This window comes from Streptomyces sp. NPDC050546, from assembly GCF_044457425.1.
Taxonomy (GTDB): domain Bacteria; phylum Actinomycetota; class Actinomycetes; order Streptomycetales; family Streptomycetaceae; genus Streptomyces.
Map to the genome: position 1 here is coordinate 314,941 of NZ_JBITGX010000006.1, position 20,307 is coordinate 335,247.

Annotated in this window: 13 protein-coding genes; 8 read left to right on the forward strand and 5 right to left on the reverse strand. The window is 73.5% G+C overall.

What is annotated here, in order from left to right; genetic code table 11:
* Nucleotides 1-17 precede the first annotated feature (17 nt).
* Nucleotides 18-656 (reverse strand): TetR/AcrR family transcriptional regulator, encoded by a 639-nt coding sequence (locus ACIBK5_RS17505; protein WP_399020535.1) that lies wholly within the window; start codon nucleotides 654-656, stop codon nucleotides 18-20.
* A 15-nt stretch (nucleotides 657-671) separates the two neighbouring features.
* Entirely contained in the window at nucleotides 672-1,460 is a 789-nt protein-coding gene (locus ACIBK5_RS17510) for an SDR family oxidoreductase (protein WP_399020537.1), read from the reverse strand.
* Nucleotides 1,461-1,507: 47 nt separating this feature from the next.
* Here ACIBK5_RS17510 and ACIBK5_RS17515 point away from each other — a divergent pair, with 47 nt between their 5' ends.
* Nucleotides 1,508-2,647, forward strand: coding sequence for an acyl-CoA dehydrogenase family protein (locus ACIBK5_RS17515; protein ID WP_399020539.1), 1,140 nt, complete (start codon nucleotides 1,508-1,510; stop codon nucleotides 2,645-2,647).
* Between the two features lie 210 nt (nucleotides 2,648-2,857).
* Nucleotides 2,858-3,820 (forward strand): acyl-CoA dehydrogenase family protein, encoded by a 963-nt coding sequence (locus tag ACIBK5_RS17520; RefSeq protein WP_399020541.1) that lies wholly within the window; start codon nucleotides 2,858-2,860, stop codon nucleotides 3,818-3,820.
* Here the strand turns inward: ACIBK5_RS17520 and ACIBK5_RS17525 are convergent.
* The 3 genes from ACIBK5_RS17525 to ACIBK5_RS17535 all read right to left on the reverse strand — a co-directional run bounded on the left by ACIBK5_RS17525 (nucleotide 3,792) and on the right by ACIBK5_RS17535 (nucleotide 7,049).
* The gene (locus ACIBK5_RS17525; protein WP_399020543.1) at nucleotides 3,792-5,450 is read right to left on the reverse strand and encodes a cytochrome bc complex cytochrome b subunit; all 1,659 of its coding nucleotides are present in this window, start codon (nucleotides 5,448-5,450) and stop codon (nucleotides 3,792-3,794) included. The genes ACIBK5_RS17520 and ACIBK5_RS17525 overlap by 29 nt on opposite strands.
* Nucleotides 5,451-5,561: 111 nt before the next feature.
* A complete protein-coding gene (locus tag ACIBK5_RS17530) occupies nucleotides 5,562-6,287 on the reverse strand; it encodes a vWA domain-containing protein (protein ID WP_399020545.1) in 726 nt (241 codons plus the stop codon).
* A 30-nt stretch (nucleotides 6,288-6,317) separates the two neighbouring features.
* A complete protein-coding gene (locus ACIBK5_RS17535) occupies nucleotides 6,318-7,049 on the reverse strand; it encodes an ABC transporter ATP-binding protein (protein ID WP_399020546.1) in 732 nt (243 codons plus the stop codon).
* Nucleotides 7,050-7,186: 137 nt separating this feature from the next.
* Between ACIBK5_RS17535 and ACIBK5_RS17540 the strand changes: the two genes are divergently transcribed.
* From ACIBK5_RS17540 to ACIBK5_RS17565, 6 genes are all read left to right on the forward strand, one after another.
* Nucleotides 7,187-10,516 carry an FtsX-like permease family protein gene (locus tag ACIBK5_RS17540; protein WP_399020549.1) on the forward strand — a complete coding sequence of 1,110 codons (3,330 nt, stop codon included), beginning with the start codon at nucleotides 7,187-7,189 and terminating at the stop codon, nucleotides 10,514-10,516.
* Between the two features lies 1 nt (nucleotide 10,517).
* Nucleotides 10,518-13,253 carry an ABC transporter permease gene (locus ACIBK5_RS17545; protein WP_399020551.1) on the forward strand — a complete coding sequence of 912 codons (2,736 nt, stop codon included), beginning with the start codon at nucleotides 10,518-10,520 and terminating at the stop codon, nucleotides 13,251-13,253.
* Nucleotides 13,250-14,218, forward strand: coding sequence for an ABC transporter ATP-binding protein (locus tag ACIBK5_RS17550; protein WP_399020553.1), 969 nt, complete (start codon nucleotides 13,250-13,252; stop codon nucleotides 14,216-14,218). The genes ACIBK5_RS17545 and ACIBK5_RS17550 overlap by 4 nt, the downstream gene beginning before the upstream one ends.
* A 98-nt stretch (nucleotides 14,219-14,316) precedes the next feature.
* Nucleotides 14,317-19,488 (forward strand): caspase family protein, encoded by a 5,172-nt coding sequence (locus ACIBK5_RS17555; protein ID WP_399020555.1) that lies wholly within the window; start codon nucleotides 14,317-14,319, stop codon nucleotides 19,486-19,488.
* On the forward strand, nucleotides 19,485-19,826 hold the full coding sequence (locus ACIBK5_RS17560; RefSeq protein WP_399020557.1) for a hypothetical protein: 342 nt from the start codon (nucleotides 19,485-19,487) through the stop codon (nucleotides 19,824-19,826). Before ACIBK5_RS17555 ends, ACIBK5_RS17560 begins: the two co-directional genes overlap by 4 nt.
* On the forward strand, nucleotides 19,823-20,278 hold the full coding sequence (locus ACIBK5_RS17565) for a hypothetical protein (RefSeq protein ID WP_399020559.1): 456 nt from the start codon (nucleotides 19,823-19,825) through the stop codon (nucleotides 20,276-20,278). Before ACIBK5_RS17560 ends, ACIBK5_RS17565 begins: the two co-directional genes overlap by 4 nt.
* Nucleotides 20,279-20,307: the final 29 nt, after the last annotated feature.

The window sequence follows — 20,307 nt, forward strand, 5'->3', positions numbered from 1 at the left end:
CCCTCGCAGACAATGGGCTATTGGCGTACGGCGATCCCGTCCAGCACCATCGACAGGTACTGCCGGGCGATCTCCTCCGGGCTGTGCTGTCCGCCCGGGCGGTACCAGGACGCGGCGACCCACACCGTGTCGCGCACGAACCGGTAGGTGAGCCGGACGTCGAGGTCGGCGCGGAAGGCCCGCTCGGCGACGCCGCGCTCCAGGGTGGACAGCCACGCCTTCTCGAATCTGCGCTGTGACTCGGCGAGGAACGCGAACCGTTCCTGTGCCACGAGTTGCTTGCTCTCCTTCTGGTAGATCGCGACGGCCGGGCGATGCCGGTCGATCTCCCGGAACGACTCCGTGACCAGGGCCTGAAGCGTCTCGCGGGGGCCGAGTCCGGCGTCCAGGACGGTGTCGTAGCCGTCCCAGAGCTCGTCGAGGAAGGTGCGCAGGATCTCCTCCAGCATCGACTCCTTGGAGTCGAAGTGGTAGTAGAGGCTGCCCGCGAGCAGGCCCGCGTGGTCCGCGATCTTGCGGACGGTGGTGGCGTTGTAGCCCTGCTCGGCGAAGACCTCGGCGGCGGTGCCGAGGAGTTCGCCGCGGCGGTCGCGAGCGGCGGCGGTCGCGGGGGGCTCTTCGGCGGTCACCTGGGGCTTCTTCTTCGTAGGAGGCACGGGTCCATTGTCGTCCTAGGCGTGCCGGCTGCTGACGGACACCACTTCTCCCGTCATGTACGAGGAGTAGCCGGAGGCCAGGAACACGATCACGTTGGCCACCTCCCAGGGCTCGGCGTACCGGCCGTAGGCCTCGCGTGCGGTCAGCTCGGCGAGCAGCTCGGGCGTGGTCACCTTCACCAGGTGCGGATGCAGGGCGAGGCTGGGTGCCACGGCGTTGACCCGGACCCCGTACCCGGCCGCCTCGACCGCCGCGCAGCGGGTCAGCGCCATCACCCCGGCCTTGGCGGCGGCGTAGTGGGCCTGCCCGGCCTGGGCGCGCCAGCCGACGACGGAGGCGTTGTTGACGATCACGCCGCCGCCGGTGCCCTTCATGTGGCGGAGGGCTGCCCGCACACACCGGAACGTGCCGTTCAGCGTCACGTCCAGGACGCGGGTCCACTGGTCGTCGGTCATGTCGACGAGATCCGCGGTGCCGCCGAGACCGGCGTTGTTGACCACGACGTCGAGGTGCCCGTGCTCCCGCACGGCCGTCTCGAAGAGGGTGCGCACCTGCGTCTCGTCGGTGACGTCGCAGGGCACGGCGGCGACCGACGCCGTGCCGAACTCGGCGGCCAGCTCCGCCTCGTGCTCCTTGAGCCGCCGCACGTGCGCGTCGCTGATCAGCACACGCGCGCCCTCCTCCAGGAGGCGCCGGGCCGTGGCCCCGCCGATCCCCGCGCCGGCCGCCGCGGTGACGACGGCGCTCCGGCCCGTCAGCAGGCCGTGACCGGGCACGTACGCCGGACTCTCGACGTCTGTCATGGGCTCACGCTAACCTACCAAACACTTGTTAGGGAAGGAGGGCGATCGTGGACCTCGCGTTTTCCCCAGCGGACGAGGAATTCCGCACCGAGGCGCGGGAGTGGCTGCACGCGCGTGTGCCGCGCGAGCCGCTGCCCTCGCTGGAGACGGCGGAGGGTTTCGCCGCGCACCGCGCCTGGGAGGCGGAGCTGGCCGCGGACCGCTGGTCGGTGGTCAACTGGCCGTCGGTGTACGGCGGACGGGACTCCGGTCTGCTGCGGTGGCTGCTCTTCGAGGAGGAGTACTACGCGGTGGGCGCCCCGGGGCGGGTCAGTCAGAACGGCATCCAGCTGCTCGCCCCGACCCTCCTCGACCACGGCACGCAGGAGCAGCGGGCCCGGGTGCTGCCCGCGATGGCCTCCGGCGAGGTGATCTGGGCACAGGCCTGGTCGGAGCCCGAGGCCGGTTCGGACCTGGCGTCGCTGCGGGCGAGGGCGGTGCGCACGGACGGCGGCTGGTTGCTGAGCGGCCAGAAGACCTGGTCCTCGCGCGCCGCGTTCGCCGACCGCGCGTTCGGCCTGTTCCGCAGCGACCCGGAGGCCCCGAAGCCCCACCAGGGCCTGACGTATCTCATGTTCGGCCTGCGCGCCCCCGGTGTCACGGTCCGCCCGATCGCCCGTCTCGACGGCAAGCCGGCCTTCGCCGAGCTGTTCCTGGACGAGGTCTTCGTGCCCGACGAGGACGTGATCGGCGCCCCCGGCCAGGGCTGGCGGATCGCGATGTCGACGGCGGGCAACGAGCGCGGGCTGATGCTCCGCTCCCCCGGCCGTTTCCTCGCCACCGCGCGGCGGCTGGACGGACTGTGGCGGGAGCGGGGCGGCCCGGTTGCCGCGCGGGACCGGGTGGCCGACGCCCTGATCGGCGCGCGGGCCTACCAGCTCTTCACCTACGCGGCGGCCTCCCGCTTCCTGGACGGCGAGGCGGTCGGCCCGGAGTCGAGCCTCAACAAGGTCTTCTGGTCCGAACTGGACATCGCCCTGCAGGAGACGGCCCTCGACCTCCTCGGCCCGGAGGGTGAGATGGCGGACACCGACTGGGCGGAGCGGTACGTCTTCGCACTCGCCGGTCCCCTCTACGCGGGCACGAACGAGATCCAGCGCGACATCATCGCCGAGCGCCTGCTCGGCCTGCCGAAGGGGCGCCGCTGATGCCGGGGGCTCCACTGATGCCGGGGGCTCCGCCGGGGCCGGGGGCTCCGCCGGGGCCGGGGGCTCCGCCGGGGCCGGGGGCTCCGCCTGGGCCGGGGGCTCCGCCTGGGCCGAGACCGGCCGACGCCGAGGGCACCGGAGGAGCCGCGGGCCCTGCCGGAGCGGCTGACCAGGCCGAATCCACTGACCCGGGACACCGAAAGGGCACCCATGCGTTTCCTCCTCGATCCCGAGCAACGCGCCTTCGCCGCCTCCCTGGACGCCCTGCTGACGGCGGCAAACACACCGGCGGTGGTGCGGGACTGGAGCCGGGGCGACCATGTGGGCGGGCGGGTGCTGTGGTCCCGGATCGCGGAGGCGGGGGTGTTCGCGCTGGCGATCCCGGAGGCGTACGAGGGACTGGGGCCGCGCCCGGTCGAATCGGCCGTCGCGTTCGTGGAGCTGGGCCGCCACGCGGTACCGGGACCGCTGGTCGAGACGATCACGGCGGCGGTGCTGCTCGCGGGGGCCGGGCCGGGGATCGCCAAGCGGCTGCTGCCGGGACTGGCGTCCGGGGAGACGATGGCGACGGTGGCGCCAGAGGGTGCTGACGCCCTGGACGGCGACGCAGCCACCCTCCGTCTCTCCTGGGCGGACGACCACATACGGATCTCCCCCGGCCACGGCCCCGTCCGTCGCTCCCTCGACCCGGCCCGCCGCCTCACCCCCCTCGCACCCGGCGGCGAAGTCCTCGACACCGCCACGGACCACGCCCTCGTCTGGGCCCGGCTCGCCACCGCCGCCCAGGCCCTCGGCGTGGGCCTCGCACTGCTCGACAGAACCGTCGCCTACGTCAAGCAGCGCAGCCAGTTCGGGGTGCCGGTCGGCTCGTTCCAGGCGGTCCGGCATCGGCTGGCCGACGCGAAGATCGCCCTGGAGTTCGCGCGCCCGCTGGTGTTCGGCGCCGCGCTGACCATGCGGCCGGCCGCTGTCGCCGCCGCCAAGGTCGCCGCCTGCGAGGCGGCGTACGGCACCGCGCGTACCGCGCTGCAGCTGCACGGCGCGATCGGCTACACGGCGGAGTACGACCTGTCGCTGTGGCTGACCAAGGCCCGGGCCCTGCGCACCGCCTGGGGCGACCCCGGGGAGTGCCGGGCCCTGGTCGTCAGTGCGGCTGGTGATCGCCGCTGGTGATCTCCCGGTACTCCTCCACCGTCGGCTTCTCGATCCGCGCGTCCATCCCGAACATGGCCTTCGCGAGCCGGGCCCGCAGCCGCTCGGACCGTTTGACCTTGCGGCGGACGCCTCCCGCGTCGACCTCCCGCCCGATCTCGTACGGCGGGTTCTGCTCGTGCTGGGTGAGGGTGAACAGCTCGCTCTGCGAGAGGGGCTCGTGGATCTCGATGTACTCGCCGTTGGCCAGCCGTTTGATCGTGCCGGTCTCCCTGCCGTGCAGCACTTTGGCGCGGTCGCGGCGCTGGAGGCCCATACAGATCTTCTTCGTGACGATGAAGGCGACGACCGGCAGCACGAAGGCACCGATCCGCACGAACCAGGTGATCACGTTGATGGACAGATGCAGATGGGTGGCCACGATGTCGTTGCCGCCGCCGATCAGCAGCACCGCGTACAGGGTCAGCCAGGCCACGCCCAGGCCGGTGCGCACGGGCGCGTTGCGCGGCCGGTCCAGGATGTGGTGCTCGCGTTTGTCGCCGGTGATCCACGCCTCGATGAAGGGATAGAGACCGAGGGCGAGCAGGATCAGCGGGAAGAGCGAGAAGGGGATGAACACGCCGAGGACGAGCGTGTGCCCCCAGAGGTTGATCTCCCATCCCGGCATCACCCGGATCAGGCCCTCGGAGAACCCGAGGTACCAGTCGGGCTGGGCGCCCGTGGTGACGAGGTCGGGGCGGTAGGGGCCGAAGGCCCACACGGGGTTGATCTGGGCGAGCGCGCCCATCACCGTCAGGACGCCGAAGACGAGGAAGAAGAAGCCGCCCGCCTTGGCCATGTAGACCGGCAGGAAGGGCATCCCGACGACCGACCGCTCCTTGCGGCCGGGGCCGGGGAACTGGGTGTGCTTGTGGTAGAAGACCAGGATCAGATGGGCGGCGACCAGGCCCAGCATGATCCCGGGCAGCAGCAGGACATGGACCGGGTACAGCCGCGAGATGATGTCCTCGCCCGGGAACTCCCCGCCGAAGAGGAAGAACGACAGATACGTCCCGACGATCGGGATCGACAGGATCGCGCCCTGCGCGAAGCGGATGCCGGTGCCGGAGAGCAGGTCGTCGGGGAGCGAGTAGCCGGTGAGGCCGGTGATGATGCCGAGCATCAGCAAGGTCCAGCCGAAGACCCAGTTGAGCTCGCGCGGCTTGCGGAAGGCGCCCGTGAAGAACACCCGCATCATGTGCACCAGCATGCCGGTGATGAAGACCAGCGCCGCCCAGTGGTGGATCTGCCGGATCAGCAGGCCGCCGCGCACATCGAAGCTGATGTCCAGCGTGGACTCGAAAGCCTTGCTCATGAGCACGCCGTTGAGCTCCGTGTAGGAGCCGTTGTAGACGACCTCCTGCATGCTGGGCTCGAAGAACAGGGTGAGGTAGACGCCCGTGAGGATCAGCACGATGAAGCTGTAGAGGGTGACCTCGCCCAGCATGAAGGACCAGTGGTCGGGGAAGACCTTGCGCATGTTGGCCTTGGCCAGCCCGTAGAGCCCGAGCCGTCCGTCCGCCCAGTCGGCGAGCTGCTCGCCCTTGCCGGCGGGAGGTCTCCTGCGAGCGGAGGCCGTCCCGTACACCCGTCGTGCGCCGTCGTCGCCCATACGTCGTCGCCTCCCCGTCGGATCCTTCCCAGAGTGGCACGGCATCGCGCCGGTGCAAATGGGACGTAACGACGGATAGGCCAAGGGGACGAGCGGGTGCCCGGGCCGGCCTCAGCCCGGCCGCACGATCCCCTGCGCCCGGGCCGCCACCAGCCACTTCGGGAACTCGCCCACCAGCCGGTCGTACAGCTCGGCGTCCGGCACCCGCCGTGGATCCTCACCGGCGTGGAAGAACCCGGCGTTGTCGACGATCCGCCTGCCCGGCACGGCCAGCTCGTCCAGCTTGCGCAGGAAGTCGAACTGCTTGCTGTCCGGGTCACCGAAGCCGATGAACTGCCAGAACAGCGGAAGCCTCGCCGCCTTGCACAGGTACCGCTCGGCGGCGAGCTTGCTGACGGGGCCGCCGTCGGTCTGGAAGATCACCAGGGCGGGCTGCGTCGCCCCGCTGTCGAGATAGTGGTCGATGACGGCGTCCATGGCCAGGTGGTAGCTGGTCTTGCCCATGTGCCCGAGCCCGGCCACGATCCGGTCGATCCGCCCCTGGTGGTCGGCCAGGGCGATCCCGGTCTCGGCGTCGACATCGGTGGAGAAGAAGACGACCGGCACGGTGCCGTCGTCGTCCAGGTGCGCCGACAGCCCGAGCACCCGGTCGGCGAGCGCCTGCACGCTGCCGTCCTGGTAGTACGGCCGCATCGAGCCGGAGTAGTCGACCACGAGGTAGACCGCGGCCCGCAGCCCGTCGAGGCCGTGTTTCGTGAGGGAGACGCCGGCGCTCTTGTAGAGGTTCACCAGCGCGGGAGCGGTCTCCTGGACCTTGCTCAGACTGATCGCGACCATGGCCCTACCCTCCCACTTCCGGCGGAGCCCTCACTCCTCGACGACCACTCCGTCGCTCAGTTCCAGCACCCGGTCGGCCAGGCCGAGGAGTTGGGGGTCATGGGTGGCGACGAGGGCCGTGACGCCCTCGCTGCGGACCACGGCCCGCAGCAGTTCCATCACCGCCAGACCGGTCGCCGCGTCGAGCTGGCCGGTCGGTTCGTCGGCGAGCAGCAGGGCCGGGCGGTTGGCGAGGGCCCGGGCGATGGCGACCCGCTGCTGCTGCCCGCCGGAGAGCTCGGCGGGCCGCTGTGTCTCGTGGCCGGCTAGGCCCACCAGGGCCAGGAGGAGTGCCACCCGTTCCTCGCGTTCCCGCGGCTCGGCCCGGCGCAGCCGCAGCGGCACGCCCACGTTCTCGGCGGCGGTGAGGATGGGGATCAGCCCGAAGGACTGGAAGACGAAGCCGATCCGGTCCCGGCGCAGTTCCAGCAGCTCGCTCCCGCTCAGCGCCGACAGGTCGGTGCCGTCGACGACGACACGGCCGCTCCGCGGGGAGTCGAGTCCGCCGATCATATGGAGCAGCGTCGTCTTGCCGGAGCCCGAACGGCCCTTGAGGGCGACCAGTTCACCACGCCGGACGGTGAAGGAGGCCCCGCGCAGCGCGTGCACGGTCGCGGCACCCGTGCCGTAGGAATGGTGCAGGTCCGCCACCCGCAGCATCGGCTCGCCCGACGGGTCGTCGGCGAGGGCGGCACCGGGCCCCGGGCTGGTGTTCTCGGTCATCACCGCATCTCATACGGAACCGGCCCGGATGGTCAAGAGTGGAACAACCCACGCTCGAACGCATGTGCCTGGCAGGTAACTCCGTGATATGCATGCCGCGTTGGGAAAAGCGGTTGGGCCACGGGGGTGGGTGAAGCGTGACGGGCTTACTGCTGCTGCGCCTGCGTGCGCATCGGCTGCTCCTCACCGCCGCCCTGCTCGCCGTCCTGCTGACCACCTCGGTGCTCGCCGCCCTCACGGCCTACTCCGACTCCGTCGGGGACGCGGCGCTGCGCGGCACCCTGGGCGGACGGGCCGCGGCCCCCGCCTCCCTCGTCATCGAGGCGGACGTGCCCCGGGAGGGGCGGGACGCGGCGCGGCGGACGGTGGCGCGCGGGGCGCGGGAGGCCTTCGGCGGGCTGCCGGTGACCGTGCGGACGCTGGAGCGGTCCGGGCCGTACGCGCTGCCCCGTTCCCTCCAGGACGCCGACACCCGCGCCGGGGAGCCCGACCTCACGCACCTCGCCGCGCTGGACCGGTCGCGGATCAGGCTGGTCTCGGGCAGCCTGCCGGGCCCCGAGCCGGTGGCTCGCGGTGAAGCCGTGCCGGTCGCCCTGCCCGAGCCGGCGGCCGACCGGCTGAGACTGCGGGCCGGAGCGCGCGTCACGCTCACCGACCGGCTGGGCGGCGAGCCGCTGCGGATACGGGTGACCGGCGTGTACCGGGCGGCCGACGGCTCCGATCCCTACTGGCAGGCGGACGTCCTCGGCGGCCAGGGCGTGCGGACCGTCGCCTTCACCACGTACGGGCCGCTGCTGGCCGACGCCTCGGTGCTCGCCTCCGGCCGCGTCTCCGAGGACGGCACCGGCTGGGTGGCGACGGCCGACTACCGGACCGTCACCACCGACGGCATCGGCGCGCTCCGCGCGGCCGCCGTGCGCGCGGCCGGGGCGCTGCGCGAGGACCCGGCACTCGGGGGCGACGCGGACGTGCGCACCGAGCTGCCCGAGCTGCTCGACCGGACCGGGCGGGCCCTGCTGGTGGCCCGGTCGACGCTGCTGATCGTCTCCGTGCAGCTGGTGCTGCTGGCCGGGTACGCGCTGCTGCTGGTGGCCCGGCTGCTGGACTCCGAGCGGGCGGGCGAGACGGAACTGCTGCGGGCCCGGGGCGGATCACGCGGCCGGATCGCGGGACTCGCCGGGCTGGAGGCGCTGCTGCTCGCGGTGCCGGCCGCCGTCTGTGCCGCGCTGCTGTCCGGCCCGCTGGCCCGGCTGCTGGCCCGGTGGTCCTCGCTCGACCGGATCGGGCTGCGGCTCGACGCCGTCCCGGCGGGCCGGGTCTGGCTGGTCGCGGCCGGGGTCGCGGCGGCGTGCGCGGTGGCGGTCGTGGCACCCGCGCTGGCGGCGACGGCGGGCACGCCCGTACGGCTGCGGCGCGTCCGGGCCGCGACGTCGGCCGCGCCCGTGCGCGCCGGAGCGGATGTCGCGCTGCTGCTGATCGCGGGTGTGGCGTACTGGCAGCTCGGCCGGCAGACCGACGCGACCGGCGGCGGAGTGCTGAGCCGGGACCGGGCCGGGGAGCTGGGCATCGATCCGCTGCTGGTCGCGGCGCCCGCGCTGGCGCTGCTGGCGGGCACGGTTCTGACGCTGCGTCTGCTGCCGCTCGCGGCCCGGCTCGCGGAGCGGCGGTCCGCGAGCGGGCGCGGGCTGCCCTCGGCACTGGCGGGGTGGCAGTTCAGCCGGCGTCCGCTGCGCGGGGCGGGTCCGGTGCTGCTGCTGGTCATCGCCGTGGCGACCGGAATGCTGGCGATCGGGCACGGCGCGTCCTGGGACCGGTCACAGGACGACCAGGCCGACTTCAGGACGGGCGCCGCCGTCCGGGTCCTCGACCACCGGCCGGGCAGCCCCGGGCAGACCGGTCTCTACGCCGCGCTGCCCGGGGCCCGGGAGGCCGCTCCCGCGCACCGCGCCGCCCTCGCCCTGTCCGGCGGCCGTCAGGCCACGGTCCTCGCCCTGGACACGGCCCACGCCGGGGACGGGATGCTGATGCGCGGCGATCTCGCCGAGGAGCCCCCGGTGAAGCTGCTGCGGTCACTGGCCCCGCCCACGGAGGACGAGAACCGGGCGGTACGGCTGCCCGACGGCACCCGGCGGGTCGCCCTCGACGTACGGATCACCGACACGAAGGCCCGGACGGGCCGCTCCCCTTCCGGCCGGGCGCCCCTGCTCACGGTGGTCGTCGAGGACCGGTACGGCATCGCCTACCGGCTGGGCGCCGGGAACGTCCCGGTGGACGGGCGGGCCCACCGGGTCACGCTCGACCTGGACACCACGACGACAGGACGCCGCGCCGCCCCGGCCGGGCCGCTGCGGCTGACGGGGCTGCAGCTGGACGACACCTCCCCGGCCGGCCGCTCCGAACAGCACCGGTTCGCCGTCGAACGCCTGCTGGCCACCGGCCGCGACGGCTCAGCGCGGCCCGTTCCGCTGCCCGACGGCACGCGCTGGCGGGGCGGCCGGACCGTGACGCAGAACGGTGAGGTCCTCGCCCGTACGGCCGCGAAGCCCACGGGGTCCGCGCCGCTGTCCGTGTCGTACGGCACCGGTGTCTACGCCGACGAGGGGTACGGCGTCTCGCCGATCTACACCGTCCGCCTCGACACCGCCGGGGCCGAGGCGCCGCGGAGTCTCTCCGCCGTCGCCACCCGGGACTTCCTGCGGGCCTCGGGGGCCGGACTCGGCGACACCGTCGACGTACCGCTGTCCGGGGAAGAGCTGCGGGTGCGGATCGTGCGGTCGGTCGAGGAACTGCCGACCGCCGCCACCGGCCTGGCGGGAGAAGCCGTGACCGGCGGGGCGCTGCTGCTCGATCTGCGGGCCGTCGACGCCGTGCTCGCCCAGCGGGGCAGCGCCGCGCTCGCGCCCACGGAGTGGTGGGTGAGCGCCGCCCCCGGCAAGGCCGCTGAGGTCGCCGCCGCGCTGCGGGCGCGCCCCGACCTCCAGGCGCAGCAGGTGCTGGTGCGGGACGAGACCGCGGCCGAGCTGCTGCGGGACCCGCTCGGTGCCGGGCCGCGCTCGGCACTGAGCGCCGTGGCGGTCGCCGCCGTCGCTCTCGCCGCCGGGGGTTTCGCGGTGAGCGCCGCCGGTGCGCGGCGGGAGCGGTCGGCCGAGTTCGCGGTGCTGCGTGCCCTGGGCGCGCCCCGCCGGGATCTCGCCCGGCTGGTCGCCACGGAGCAGAGCCTGCTCATCGGCGTCGGTCTGCTCGCCGGGCTCGGTCTCGGTGCCGTCCTGACCCGGGCCGTCGTACCGCTGATCGTGCTGACCTCCGATGCGGCGCGGCCGGTCCCGCCCGTCCTCGTCGAACTGCCGGTCTCCCAGGTGGCCCTGCTGCTCGCCGGGGTCGCCGCCCCGCTGCTGCTGATCACCGCCGCGGCGGCGCTGCGCCGGGCGGAGCCGGTGGTGGCGCTGCGCCATCAGGGGGAGGACTGACATGCCACGGCACGCACACGGCGCCCCCTGGGTGCGGACGCGCCTGCGGACCACGCCCCTGTCCACCGTCGCCTTCGCCCTGCTCGTACTGGTCACGGCGTTCCTCGCGGCCGTGCTGCCCCGGGCCGTGGAGGCGTACGAGACGGACGGGCTGCGCGAGGGCCTCGCCGTCGCCTCCCCCGAGGCCACCGTGCTGGAGCTGAGGGCGCCGCAACCGGGGCTCGAGAAACCGGACCGGGCCCGTGAGGACGCGGTGCGGCAGGAGGCGCTCGCGGCGGTCGACGCCCAGGTGCGGGCGCTGCTGCCCGCACCGCTGCGGGCGGACCCGGCCCAGTCGGCGTACGGGGTGCGGACGGGGAAGAGCCTGGTGGGGCTGGACCGGGCGCTGCCCCGGCCCGAAGGGCTGCCGCCCCGGTTCACCCTGCTCGCGCAGTCGGGAGCGGCGGACCACGCCACCGTGCGGGAGGGCCGGCTGCCCAGCGCCAGCGCACCGGTGAGCGTGGACACCAGGACGGTGGAAGGGGCCGTGACCACCGAGACCGCCCGCACCCTGCGTCTGCGGACCGGCTCCACGCTCACCCTGGCCGCCTTCCCCGGCCGGCCGCTGACCGTACGGATCACCGGCATCCTCGACCCCCGGCAGCCACAGCGCAGTTACTGGTCGGCGGAGCCGGTCCTGCGCACCCCGGCCCTCGCGTCCAACGGCGGCGTTCCGCCGCAGTACTACTGGGAGGCGGGCGTCCTGCTGGCGCCCGATGCCGCGCCGGCGCTCCTCGGCGGCCAGGGCGAGCCGGAGAAGTACTGGCGGATGGCGCCCGCGACGGGGCGGCTCACCGGGTCGGACGCGCCGGCACTCGTCGCCGCCGTCGCGTCCCTGGAGAACGGGCCCGGGCTGGTGCGGATGCGCGGGGCCGCCGGCCCGGTGGCGCAGTTGTCCACCGGCCTGGAGCAGGTCGTCGGCTCCTACACGGCGACCCGTGACGCGATCACGCCCGTGGTCTCCGTCGCGGCCTTCGGGATCGCCGCGGTCGCCGTCGTCGTCCTGGTCATGAGCGGTGCCCTGGCCGCGGCCCGCCGCGAGAGGGAACTCGCCCTGCTGCGGGCCCGGGGCGGCTCCCTGCGCGGCCTCGCCGGGCGGCTGCTGGCCGAGACATCGGTCCCGGCGCTGCCCGCCGCGGCCTGTGGGCTGCTGCTCGCCGTGCTCGTCGTGGACGAGGCCCGGCTGCCGCCGTCCGTCCTCGGGGCCGGCGCCGTGGCGCTGCTCGCCTGTGCCGTGCTGCCGGTGCTGGTGGTCGTGGCGCATCGCAGGCCGCGGGTCCACCGGGAGCGCGACGATCTCGCCGAGGCCAGGCCCGGAGCGCGCCGCACCGTCGCCGAACTGACCGTGCTGGTGCTGGCCGTCGGCGCGGTGGCCGCGCTGCGCCGCCGCGGTACGGACGGGGCGGGCGACCTCCTGGTGAGCGCCGCACCGGTGCTCGTCGGCGTGGTCGCCGCGCTGCTCCTGGTCCGGCTGTACCCGCTGCCCCTGCGGTGGGCCGCGGGCCCGGCCGGGCGGTCGCGCGGCCTGGTCGGGTTCCTGTCTCTGGCCCGCGCGGGCCGCTCACCGGCGGCGGTCGCCACGCTGCCGCTGCTCGCCCTGCTGACGGCTCTGACGACGGCGGCGTTCGGAGGGTCGGTGCTGACGGGCGTGGCGGACGCCCGGGACCGTGCCGCGCTGCTGGAGACGGGCGCCGACGCGCTGGTCACCACGACCGACGGCACCCCGCTCCCGGCGGAACTCGCGCGGGCGGTACGTGAGGTGCAAGGCGTACGGCAGGTCACTTCCACGGGGATCCAGTTCGCCTCGGAGGACGCCTCCGACGAGACACGGTCGCTGGCCGTGGTCGGGGTCGAGCCGGACTCGTACGCGGAGCTGGCCCGGGAGATGGGGCTCGGGGCGTTCGCGGCCGACCGGCTGGGGAGCGGGGGCGGGGTGCTGGACGCCGTCGCCTCCCCGAGCGTCGCCGAGCGGCTCGGCCGTGCGCCCCGCCGGATCGTCACGGACGGCGGTCCGGTCACGATACGGATCACGGCCGTGAGCCCCCGCACCCCGGCCGTCCCCGAGGGCGAGTTCCTGCTGGTCGACGCGGCCGCTCTACGGGACTTCGGCGGCCCTACGGTCCTGCTGGCGGCCGGTGCGGGCCTCGACGCGAAGGCGCTGCGGGCGGCCGTGCGCGGCGCCGGGTCGAAGCTCACCGTGACGCTGCGCGCCGAGCGGCGGGCCGCGCTGTCCGACTCGCCGTTGCAGGCGGGCGCCGGACGGATCTACGTCTGGGCCGTCACCGCGGGCGCGGGGTACGCCCTGGTCGCCCTGGTGCTCGGCATGCTGCGGTCCGCGCCGGAACGTGCCGCGCTCCTGGCCCGGCTGCGCACCCTGGGCCTGACGGCACGCCAGGGGCGGCGCCTGCTCGGCCTGGAGGCGCTCCCCCAGGCGCTGCTCGCGGCCGGGGGAGGCATGGCCGTCGGCTGGGCCACGGTGTGGCTGCTCGCGCCGGGCATCGAACTGGACATGCTCGCCCTGGCCGGCGCGTCCGGCGTCACGGCGCCGGGGGGTGCCGCGCTACGGGCCGACGTCTGGTCACTGACCCTGCCCGCGCTGGGCGCGGTGCTGCTGGCGGGGGCGGTGGCCGTCGCGCAGGCCTGGTGGGCGGGCCGCCGTACACCGATCACTCACCTCAGGGCGGGAGACATGCGATGAGCGGTACGACGGAGTCGCTCGCGGAGCTGGAGCGGAGGGCGGCGCACCACCGCGACCGGCCCGCCTACGGGCACGACGCCCTGATCGCCTGCGACCGGCTGGTGCGGATCTTCGCCAAGCGCGGAGGTAGGGACGCCGTGGAGGTGCAGGCGCTCCAGGGGCTCGATCTCCTGGTGCGGGAGGGCGAGTTGATGGCCCTGGTGGGGGCGTCCGGCAGCGGCAAGTCGACGTTGATGAACATCCTCGCGGGCCTGGACGTCCCGACCGCGGGGGCGGCGAAGGTGGCGGGCCGCGACCTGCTGGCGATGGACGCGAAGGCGCGGTTGAACTACCGGCGCGAGGTGGTCGGCTTCGTCTGGCAGCAGACGGCACGCAATCTGCTGCCCTATCTGACGGCGGCGCAGAACGTCGCCCTGCCCATGCAACTGGCGGGCGGCGCACGGCGGAAACAGGTCGGGCGGGTGGACGACCTGCTGGCCATGCTCGGTGTCGCCGACTGCCGGGACCGGCGTCCGGGGCAGCTGTCCGGCGGTCAGCAGCAGCGCGTCGCGATCGCCGTCGGCCTGGCCAACGCACCCGCCGTACTGCTCGCCGACGAGCCGACCGGCGAACTGGACTCGGCGACCGGACAGCAGGTCTTCGCGGCGTTCCGCCGGGCCAACGAGGAGCTGGGCACGACGATCGTCATCGTCACGCACGACCAGGCGGTCGCCGGCGAGGTCCGCCGCACGGTCGCGATCCGCGACGGCCGCACCTCGACGGAGGTGCTGCGCCGCACGGAGGTCGACGAGGCGGGCCAGGAGTCCCTGGTGGCCCGCGAGTACGCGATGCTCGACCGCGCGGGCCGCCTGCAGCTGCCGGACGATTACACGACGGCGCTGGGCATCGCGGACCGGGTGCTGCTGGAGCTGGAGGAGGACCACATCCAGGTGTGGCCGGACCGGAACGGCAGCGAGAACGTCTGAGAACCCCCGCCGGCGCACCGGCCCCCTGGCAAGAGGACGGCACCACGGCTCCCTCGCTCTGCGATGATGTCCCACTCGTGAAAAGCATGGGGGGACGAGTGGAACCTGGAGAGGCCGAGGCCGCTGGGACGGGCACACGGCGGGCGTTGGTCGTCGGGGTGGGGCGGACCCCCGCGCTGGAGCGGGACGAGCATCTGGCCCGGCGTTTCCCCACCTTGGAGAGCGCCGTCGAGGACGTCGAACTCGTGAGCCGTGCGCTGCGCCAGTCGCATTACGAGGTGCGGCCGCTGCACGATCCGGGCGGCTTCGAACTGCTCGGCGCCCTCCAGGAGTTCTTCGACGAGTGCTCCCCGGGCGACACCGCGTTCCTCTACATCTCCTGTCACGGTACGACCGTGGGCAAGCGGGACCATCTCCTGCCCGCCGACGTACAGCCGGGCCGCGCGGACCCGGCGGGCGGCCGGTCCCTGCTCGACCGCACTCTGATAGCCGCCGACCCCGAGGGACTGCTCGACGGTCTGCCGCCCGGTGTGACCACCGTCGTGTGCCTGGACACCTGCCGTACCGAGGAGCCGACGCCCCTGGCCCAGCAGAGCATCGCGACGGTGCTCTCGGCCGCCGAGGACGTGTACTGGCTGTACAGCTGCGGCCGGGGCGAGCGCTCCTACGCCGACCCCCAGGAAGGCAGCTGGTTCGGCCGGGCCCTCGCCAAGGCGCTCGCGCCGACGACCCAGCCGACCACCTTCGCCGACCTCGTCCGTTACACGCGGTCCGCCGTGCGCCGGAACGCCTCCGACGCTGGGGTCAGGCCGCCCACCGTCGACCGGTACTTCCCGCACGGGCTGAACGCGGACGGCCCCGGGCCCGTGCTGTGCGAGGGCGCGCAGGAGGCGTACCGGTGGACCACCATGATCGAGCAGTCGGGCCTGTGGGAGTACACCTCGGGCACCGACGCCGTGCACGAACGGGTCAAGAAGCGGCTCGGCGCGCTCGTGGAGCACATCGTGGACTCCCTCTCCACGGAGGGCGCGCACCGCGACGACCCGTGGTCCGACCCGACGTATCCGGTCCGGGTGGTCGAGCGGACGGAGGTCCTGGTGAGGCGGGCCCGTCTGGAGGGCCGTGACCTGCTCTCGCCCGCCGAGACGGCGGCGCTGCTCGCCGCGCCCGTCGTGCAGGAGGGCATCGTCGCCATCGCCCTGGAGGAGCTGCGCCGGACGATGCCCGAGGGCATGGACGTCAAGAGCACGGCGGACGACGCGCTCGAAGGCCATGACCGCCTGGTGCGGGACGCCGCCCATGACGTGGCCCGCGCGCACTCCCAGGTCAGGCGCACCGTCGCGACCCTGCGCCGCCGGGGCCTCAAGGAGCAGACCACGGCGGCGGACCACTGGCTGCGGCACCGCTTCATCACGGACTGGGACCTGCTGTGGGAGCGCACCGGCGACTACGCGGCCGTGGACACCATCCTCGACCTGCTGGTGAGCGCGATCCTGGACGCGGCGGCCGACCCCACGGGAACCCCGGTCCGAGAGACGACCAGGCTCACCATCGACGGCCAGGTGCGCCAGGTCCTCGGCCATCTGACGGTCCATCCGAGTACCAGCCCGCGTATCAACGACGCGCGCGGCGGCGACGACTGGAGCACCTACCCGCCGGTGCCCGGGAACCAATGGCGCGCCTCGGACCTGGCCCGGCTGCTGTGGACGGCCGGCCTCCAGGCCGCCGACCCGCGCCGGATGTCGAGCGTCCTCGTCGACCACCTCGGTGCCCATGAGCCCCTGGACCCGGACGACGTGGTGGCCGCCCTGTCCGCCGACTTCGACTACGACGTGACGCCCCTGGGCGATCAGGACGACTGCGCCTACGAACTCACCGTCCGGTTCGCCTGCCCCCATCCGGCGCTGCACGTGGCCGTCGAGGAGCTCGCGGCGCGGACGAACGCGACTGTGAGCCTACTGTACCAGGAGTGCCAGAAGGCCCGTACGACCCCGCCGGCCCTGCTGCGCGGATTCCCCGAGGGCGTCACGTGTGAGCAGCTCGTCCCGCTGGACGACGGGTACAAGCAGCCCTTGGAGCGCTTCCGGCTGGCGGAGGACGAGATCCGGCCGCTGCTGATGGGCACGCAGCTCTACGGCGACCCGATGCTGGCGGTCCGGGAGCTGTACCAGAACGCCCTGGACGCCTGCCGCTACCGGGACATGCGCCGCCAGTACGGCGCGGCGCAGGGGCGGCCCGGGCCCGACTGGCAGCCGAAGATCACGTTCACCCAGGGCTGGGACGCCGAGGGCAGGCCCTACATCGAGTGCACGGACAACGGCTCCGGCATGAACCGCGCCAAGCTGACCTCGATGTTCGCCCGCGCCGGCAAGCGGTACGAGCAGGACCCCGAGTTCGTCCAGGAACGACGCAACTGGCGCCGCGCCGAGCTCGGCGAGATGCCGCTCAACTCCCGTTTCGGCATCGGCGTGTTCAGCTACTTCATGCTGGCCGAGGAGGTGGTCGTCTGGACGAGCCCGGTCGACCACTACGGCCGCGCGCCCCAGGTGGAACCGTTGCGCGCCGACATCCAGTCGGGCTCGGGCCTGCTGCGGATCGGCGAGGATCCACACGTCGCGCTGGACGGGGGGACTCGGGTACGGCTGTATCTGGGGCAGGACCAGGCGCAGCGGCCTTCGCTGATCGAGACCCTCGAGTCCTTCCTGTGGGTGGCGGACTTCGAGGTTGAGGCATGGGAGTTCACCGACGACGCCCCCGGTTCCGCGCCGGGGCACTCCCGCTGGGAGCCGGGCATGCTCACCGCTCCGACGCCGAAGCCCTGGCGCTATGACGCCGTACAGGGAGCCCGCGACATCTGGCTGGTGCAGGGCAAGGGCCAGTGGCTGCTGGACGGGGTCGTGATCAAGGACGCGCCCGAGGTCTACGGGCGGATCGTCAACCTGCGTGAGCGGCATCGCCCGGAACCCAGCGTGGACCGCAACAACCTCATCTCCTGGGACGCTGCGGCGGTGACCACCGAGCTCCTGGAGGCCACGGAGAGGGCCACGCCACAGTGGACCGAGGTCTCGCTCTCCTGGTTGTGGGAGCTCGCCACCCTCTCTCCACAGCTCGCCGTCAAGGTGCTCGACTCGTTGCCGCGTGATGTCACCGCCGTCATCGAACCGCCGAGGACGGCCCGTCGCAAGCACCTGCCGCGCGCGGTGAGCCTGGCGACAGCGGGATGCCTGCCCCTCGACGCGGAAACCAGCACCACGGGCCCCGCCTGGCGTTCGGTCCTCGGGGAGCACGAGGCCGCCCTGGTGCGGAAGTGGCAGGAAACCCGGCTGTGCGTGCCCGACACGGGGCCGCCGTTCCGGCCCGCCGGGTATCCGCAACCGCGCAGCCTGGACGCCGTCCTGTTCCCGAAGAACTCCGAACCGCGTGGGTGGGAGACGGTTCTGGCAGCCGCCCGCGCAGCAGAAGTGCCGGTGGGCAGCACCCTGAAGGCCCTGCGCCGCTACGCGATCGCCGGGCTCTGCGTTCCCGCCGCGCCGGACATCCGTGCACTGCGCACCGTTCGGCCGAACTGGGCACTGATCGACCTCTGCGTCGCCTACGGTTCGGTGAGCCGTGCGGAGGACGTCAGCCCCCGCCCCAAGCCGGCCCGGCACGCGCCGCTGCTCCTGATCGCGGCGCGGTACCGGATCCCCCTGGTTGGGGCCGTGGCCCTGCTCGAGCAACTCCGGGCCTGGAATCCCGACCTGCCCGCCCCGCCCGTACTCGACGAGGACCTGCTCACTTCGACGCCCTCCCCTGTCGACGCGACACTGCTGGTGAACGAGCAGCTGGACCCGGAGGGGCCCATGAGGCCCGGCGAGCTGCGCGTCATCGACCTCCTCACCCGGGCCGACGCGAGTGTCTCCGTCCGTGATCTGGTGGCGCGGGTCCGGCGCTTCGAGCCGCTGGGCTTCAGCCTGCGGACGGAACCGTCGCAGGCGGCGCTCGCTCATGGTCCTCTCCAGCCTTCGGAACGCCCGCTGTTCAGCCGCTCCCTCGTCAGCCCGGGGGGAAGGCCGGCGTATCGCGACGACGATCTTTCGTTCGTCGAGTTGCTGCTGCTCGCCGCCGAGTTGGGGCTTGCGCCCCGTGAGCTGGCCGCACGTGTGAACGCCCTGACGCCGGTGACGGGCGTCGAGGCCGCGCTGCCGCCGGAGGAGGTGGCCGACTGGCTTCCGCCCCGCCTGGCACTCGCGGCGCTGCGCGCCGTCCGGCGCAGCCGCGAGAGGCGCATCTCTCCTTGGGAGTTCATCAAGGCCCTCACGAGCGACGGAGCCCCTCCCCCGCCGATCGAGCGCTCCGCCTCCAGAGTCGATCTCCAGGAGGCCGAGGACGTTCTGCGTCGCCTGGATGCTGCCGGGATGCTCTCCGCGGACTTCGAGGGCCGGATCGACCAGACGATCCGCCAGCTTGCTTCCGGGAACCACCCGCTGGTCCGCAGCTTCCCGTCCCGCGGGACGCTACGGCTGCGCGAGTACTGCATCCCGGCCGCTGCCCTGGTCCAACTCAGCGTGGTCGAACGGCGGACTGTCGGCGATGTCGTGGAGAGGCTCACCGGCGAGGACCTCCATCTGCCCCTGTCCGTCGACCGGCTCCCCGCCGAGGTGCTGGAACTGCAGGCGACCTCCGAGGACACGAGAGCGCTCGCCGTGTGGAAGGGATTCGCTTCCGAGCTCACGATCCAGCAGTTGCTGGCGCATGCCCGCAGTACCCGCCGCACGGTCGCCGAGTCCCTCGCACGCCTGAGCCGGTTCACCCCCCTGGGCGCCCCCTCGCCCCCGTGCGACCCGGCCGTTCCCGAGGCCGCCGCCCTGCGGGATTTCGCACCGCACCTTTTCGACCTGGTCGCGTTCGACGACGGCCTGCTCGGCCAGGGCGTCCTCGGCCCCCTCGAACTCATCCGCACAGCCGGCCGCTTCGACTGGTCCCTCGGCAGGACCTACGCCCGCTACGCCCCCTTCGCCTGTCTCGGTCTGGACGTCACCGTCCGCGAGCCGGAGGGCGATGTGGCCGACCGCGTCCCCGACTGGCAGGACCTGATCATCCTCACCGAGCAGCTCACCGGCCGGGCCCCGGCCCTGTCCGGCACCGTTTCCGAGGATCACATCACCCTCTGCGCGGAGGAGACGGACCTGCCCGAGACCCAGGTCCGCGAACGGCTGGCCCGGTACGCGGGCCTCTTCTCCCTCGAACTCCCCTCCGCCGCCCCGCACCTGGAAGGCACCCCCGAGTGACGCCCCCGATCGAGTACGACCCCGACGCCGTCCACCCCGCTGTCCTCGCCTTCCGCTGGGCCGTCCGGAAGAACGGCGACGACGCCTCGTACGAAGCCTCCGGGACCTGCCCGGTCTGCACCTGCCCGATGACACGGACGTGGACCTTCGGACAGCCCCTGGTCGCCAAGGGCGGATTCCTCGGGCGGCGCGAGGAGCCGGGGCCCGAGCCGTACTACACGGTGTGCCAGTGCCGCACCCTGCACATGAACCGTCCCGCGAGCGAACCCCTGGGCTGCGGTGCCCTGCTGACCATCGCGCCACCGCCCACGGCCGGGCAGTCCGGAGCGACGCCATGACCTTCACGCCCACGCCCCGGCAGCTCCGCGACGCGGACCGCCGGGGCCGCGAGGCGGCCTCTCCGGACCGGCAGTTGCAGGCGGCGCTGCGTCAGGCCGAGGGCTACCGGAACTTCCTGGCCTCGCTCACCGGCCTGCTCACGGCCGTCTTCGTCCTCAAGGGCCAGGAGGATCTGAGCAAGCTCGGGGACACCACGCGCTGGTGGGTGACCGGGCTGCTGATCGCCGGGTTCGTCGCTCTCGTCGCCGCGTCCTGGCTGGGCGTCGTCGCCGTGCACGGGCGGCCGGGTGAGCAGATCCTGCTGGAGGCGGGCAGGCTGCTGCGGTACGAGAAGAAGCGGACCAGGACCATCTGGCGGCTGGTGGAGTGCGCGCGCTGGCTCGCCCTGGCCGGTGTGCTGTGCGTCGCCGGTGCCGTGATCGTCACGTGGGTGTCCCCGGGCGGCAAGTAGGTGTGCGGAAGAAGGCGACGGCGCCTGCC

What these genes read in the sequence shown, in the direction of transcription:
- ACIBK5_RS17545 (WP_399020551.1), top strand. Translation starts at nt 10,518, where the DNA reads ATGCCACGGCACGCACACGGCGCCCCCTGGGTGCGGACGCGCCTGCGG.
- ACIBK5_RS17565 (WP_399020559.1), top strand. Translation starts at nt 19,823, where the DNA reads ATGACCTTCACGCCCACGCCCCGGCAGCTCCGCGACGCGGACCGCCGG.
- ACIBK5_RS17550 (WP_399020553.1), top strand. Translation starts at nt 13,250, where the DNA reads ATGAGCGGTACGACGGAGTCGCTCGCGGAGCTGGAGCGGAGGGCGGCG.
- ACIBK5_RS17535 (WP_399020546.1), bottom strand. Translation starts at nt 7,049, where the DNA reads ATGACCGAGAACACCAGCCCGGGGCCCGGTGCCGCCCTCGCCGACGAC.
- ACIBK5_RS17525 (WP_399020543.1), bottom strand. Translation starts at nt 5,450, where the DNA reads ATGGGCGACGACGGCGCACGACGGGTGTACGGGACGGCCTCCGCTCGC.
- ACIBK5_RS17510 (WP_399020537.1), bottom strand. Translation starts at nt 1,460, where the DNA reads ATGACAGACGTCGAGAGTCCGGCGTACGTGCCCGGTCACGGCCTGCTG.
- ACIBK5_RS17530 (WP_399020545.1), bottom strand. Translation starts at nt 6,287, where the DNA reads ATGGTCGCGATCAGTCTGAGCAAGGTCCAGGAGACCGCTCCCGCGCTG.
- ACIBK5_RS17520 (WP_399020541.1), top strand. Translation starts at nt 2,858, where the DNA reads ATGCGTTTCCTCCTCGATCCCGAGCAACGCGCCTTCGCCGCCTCCCTG.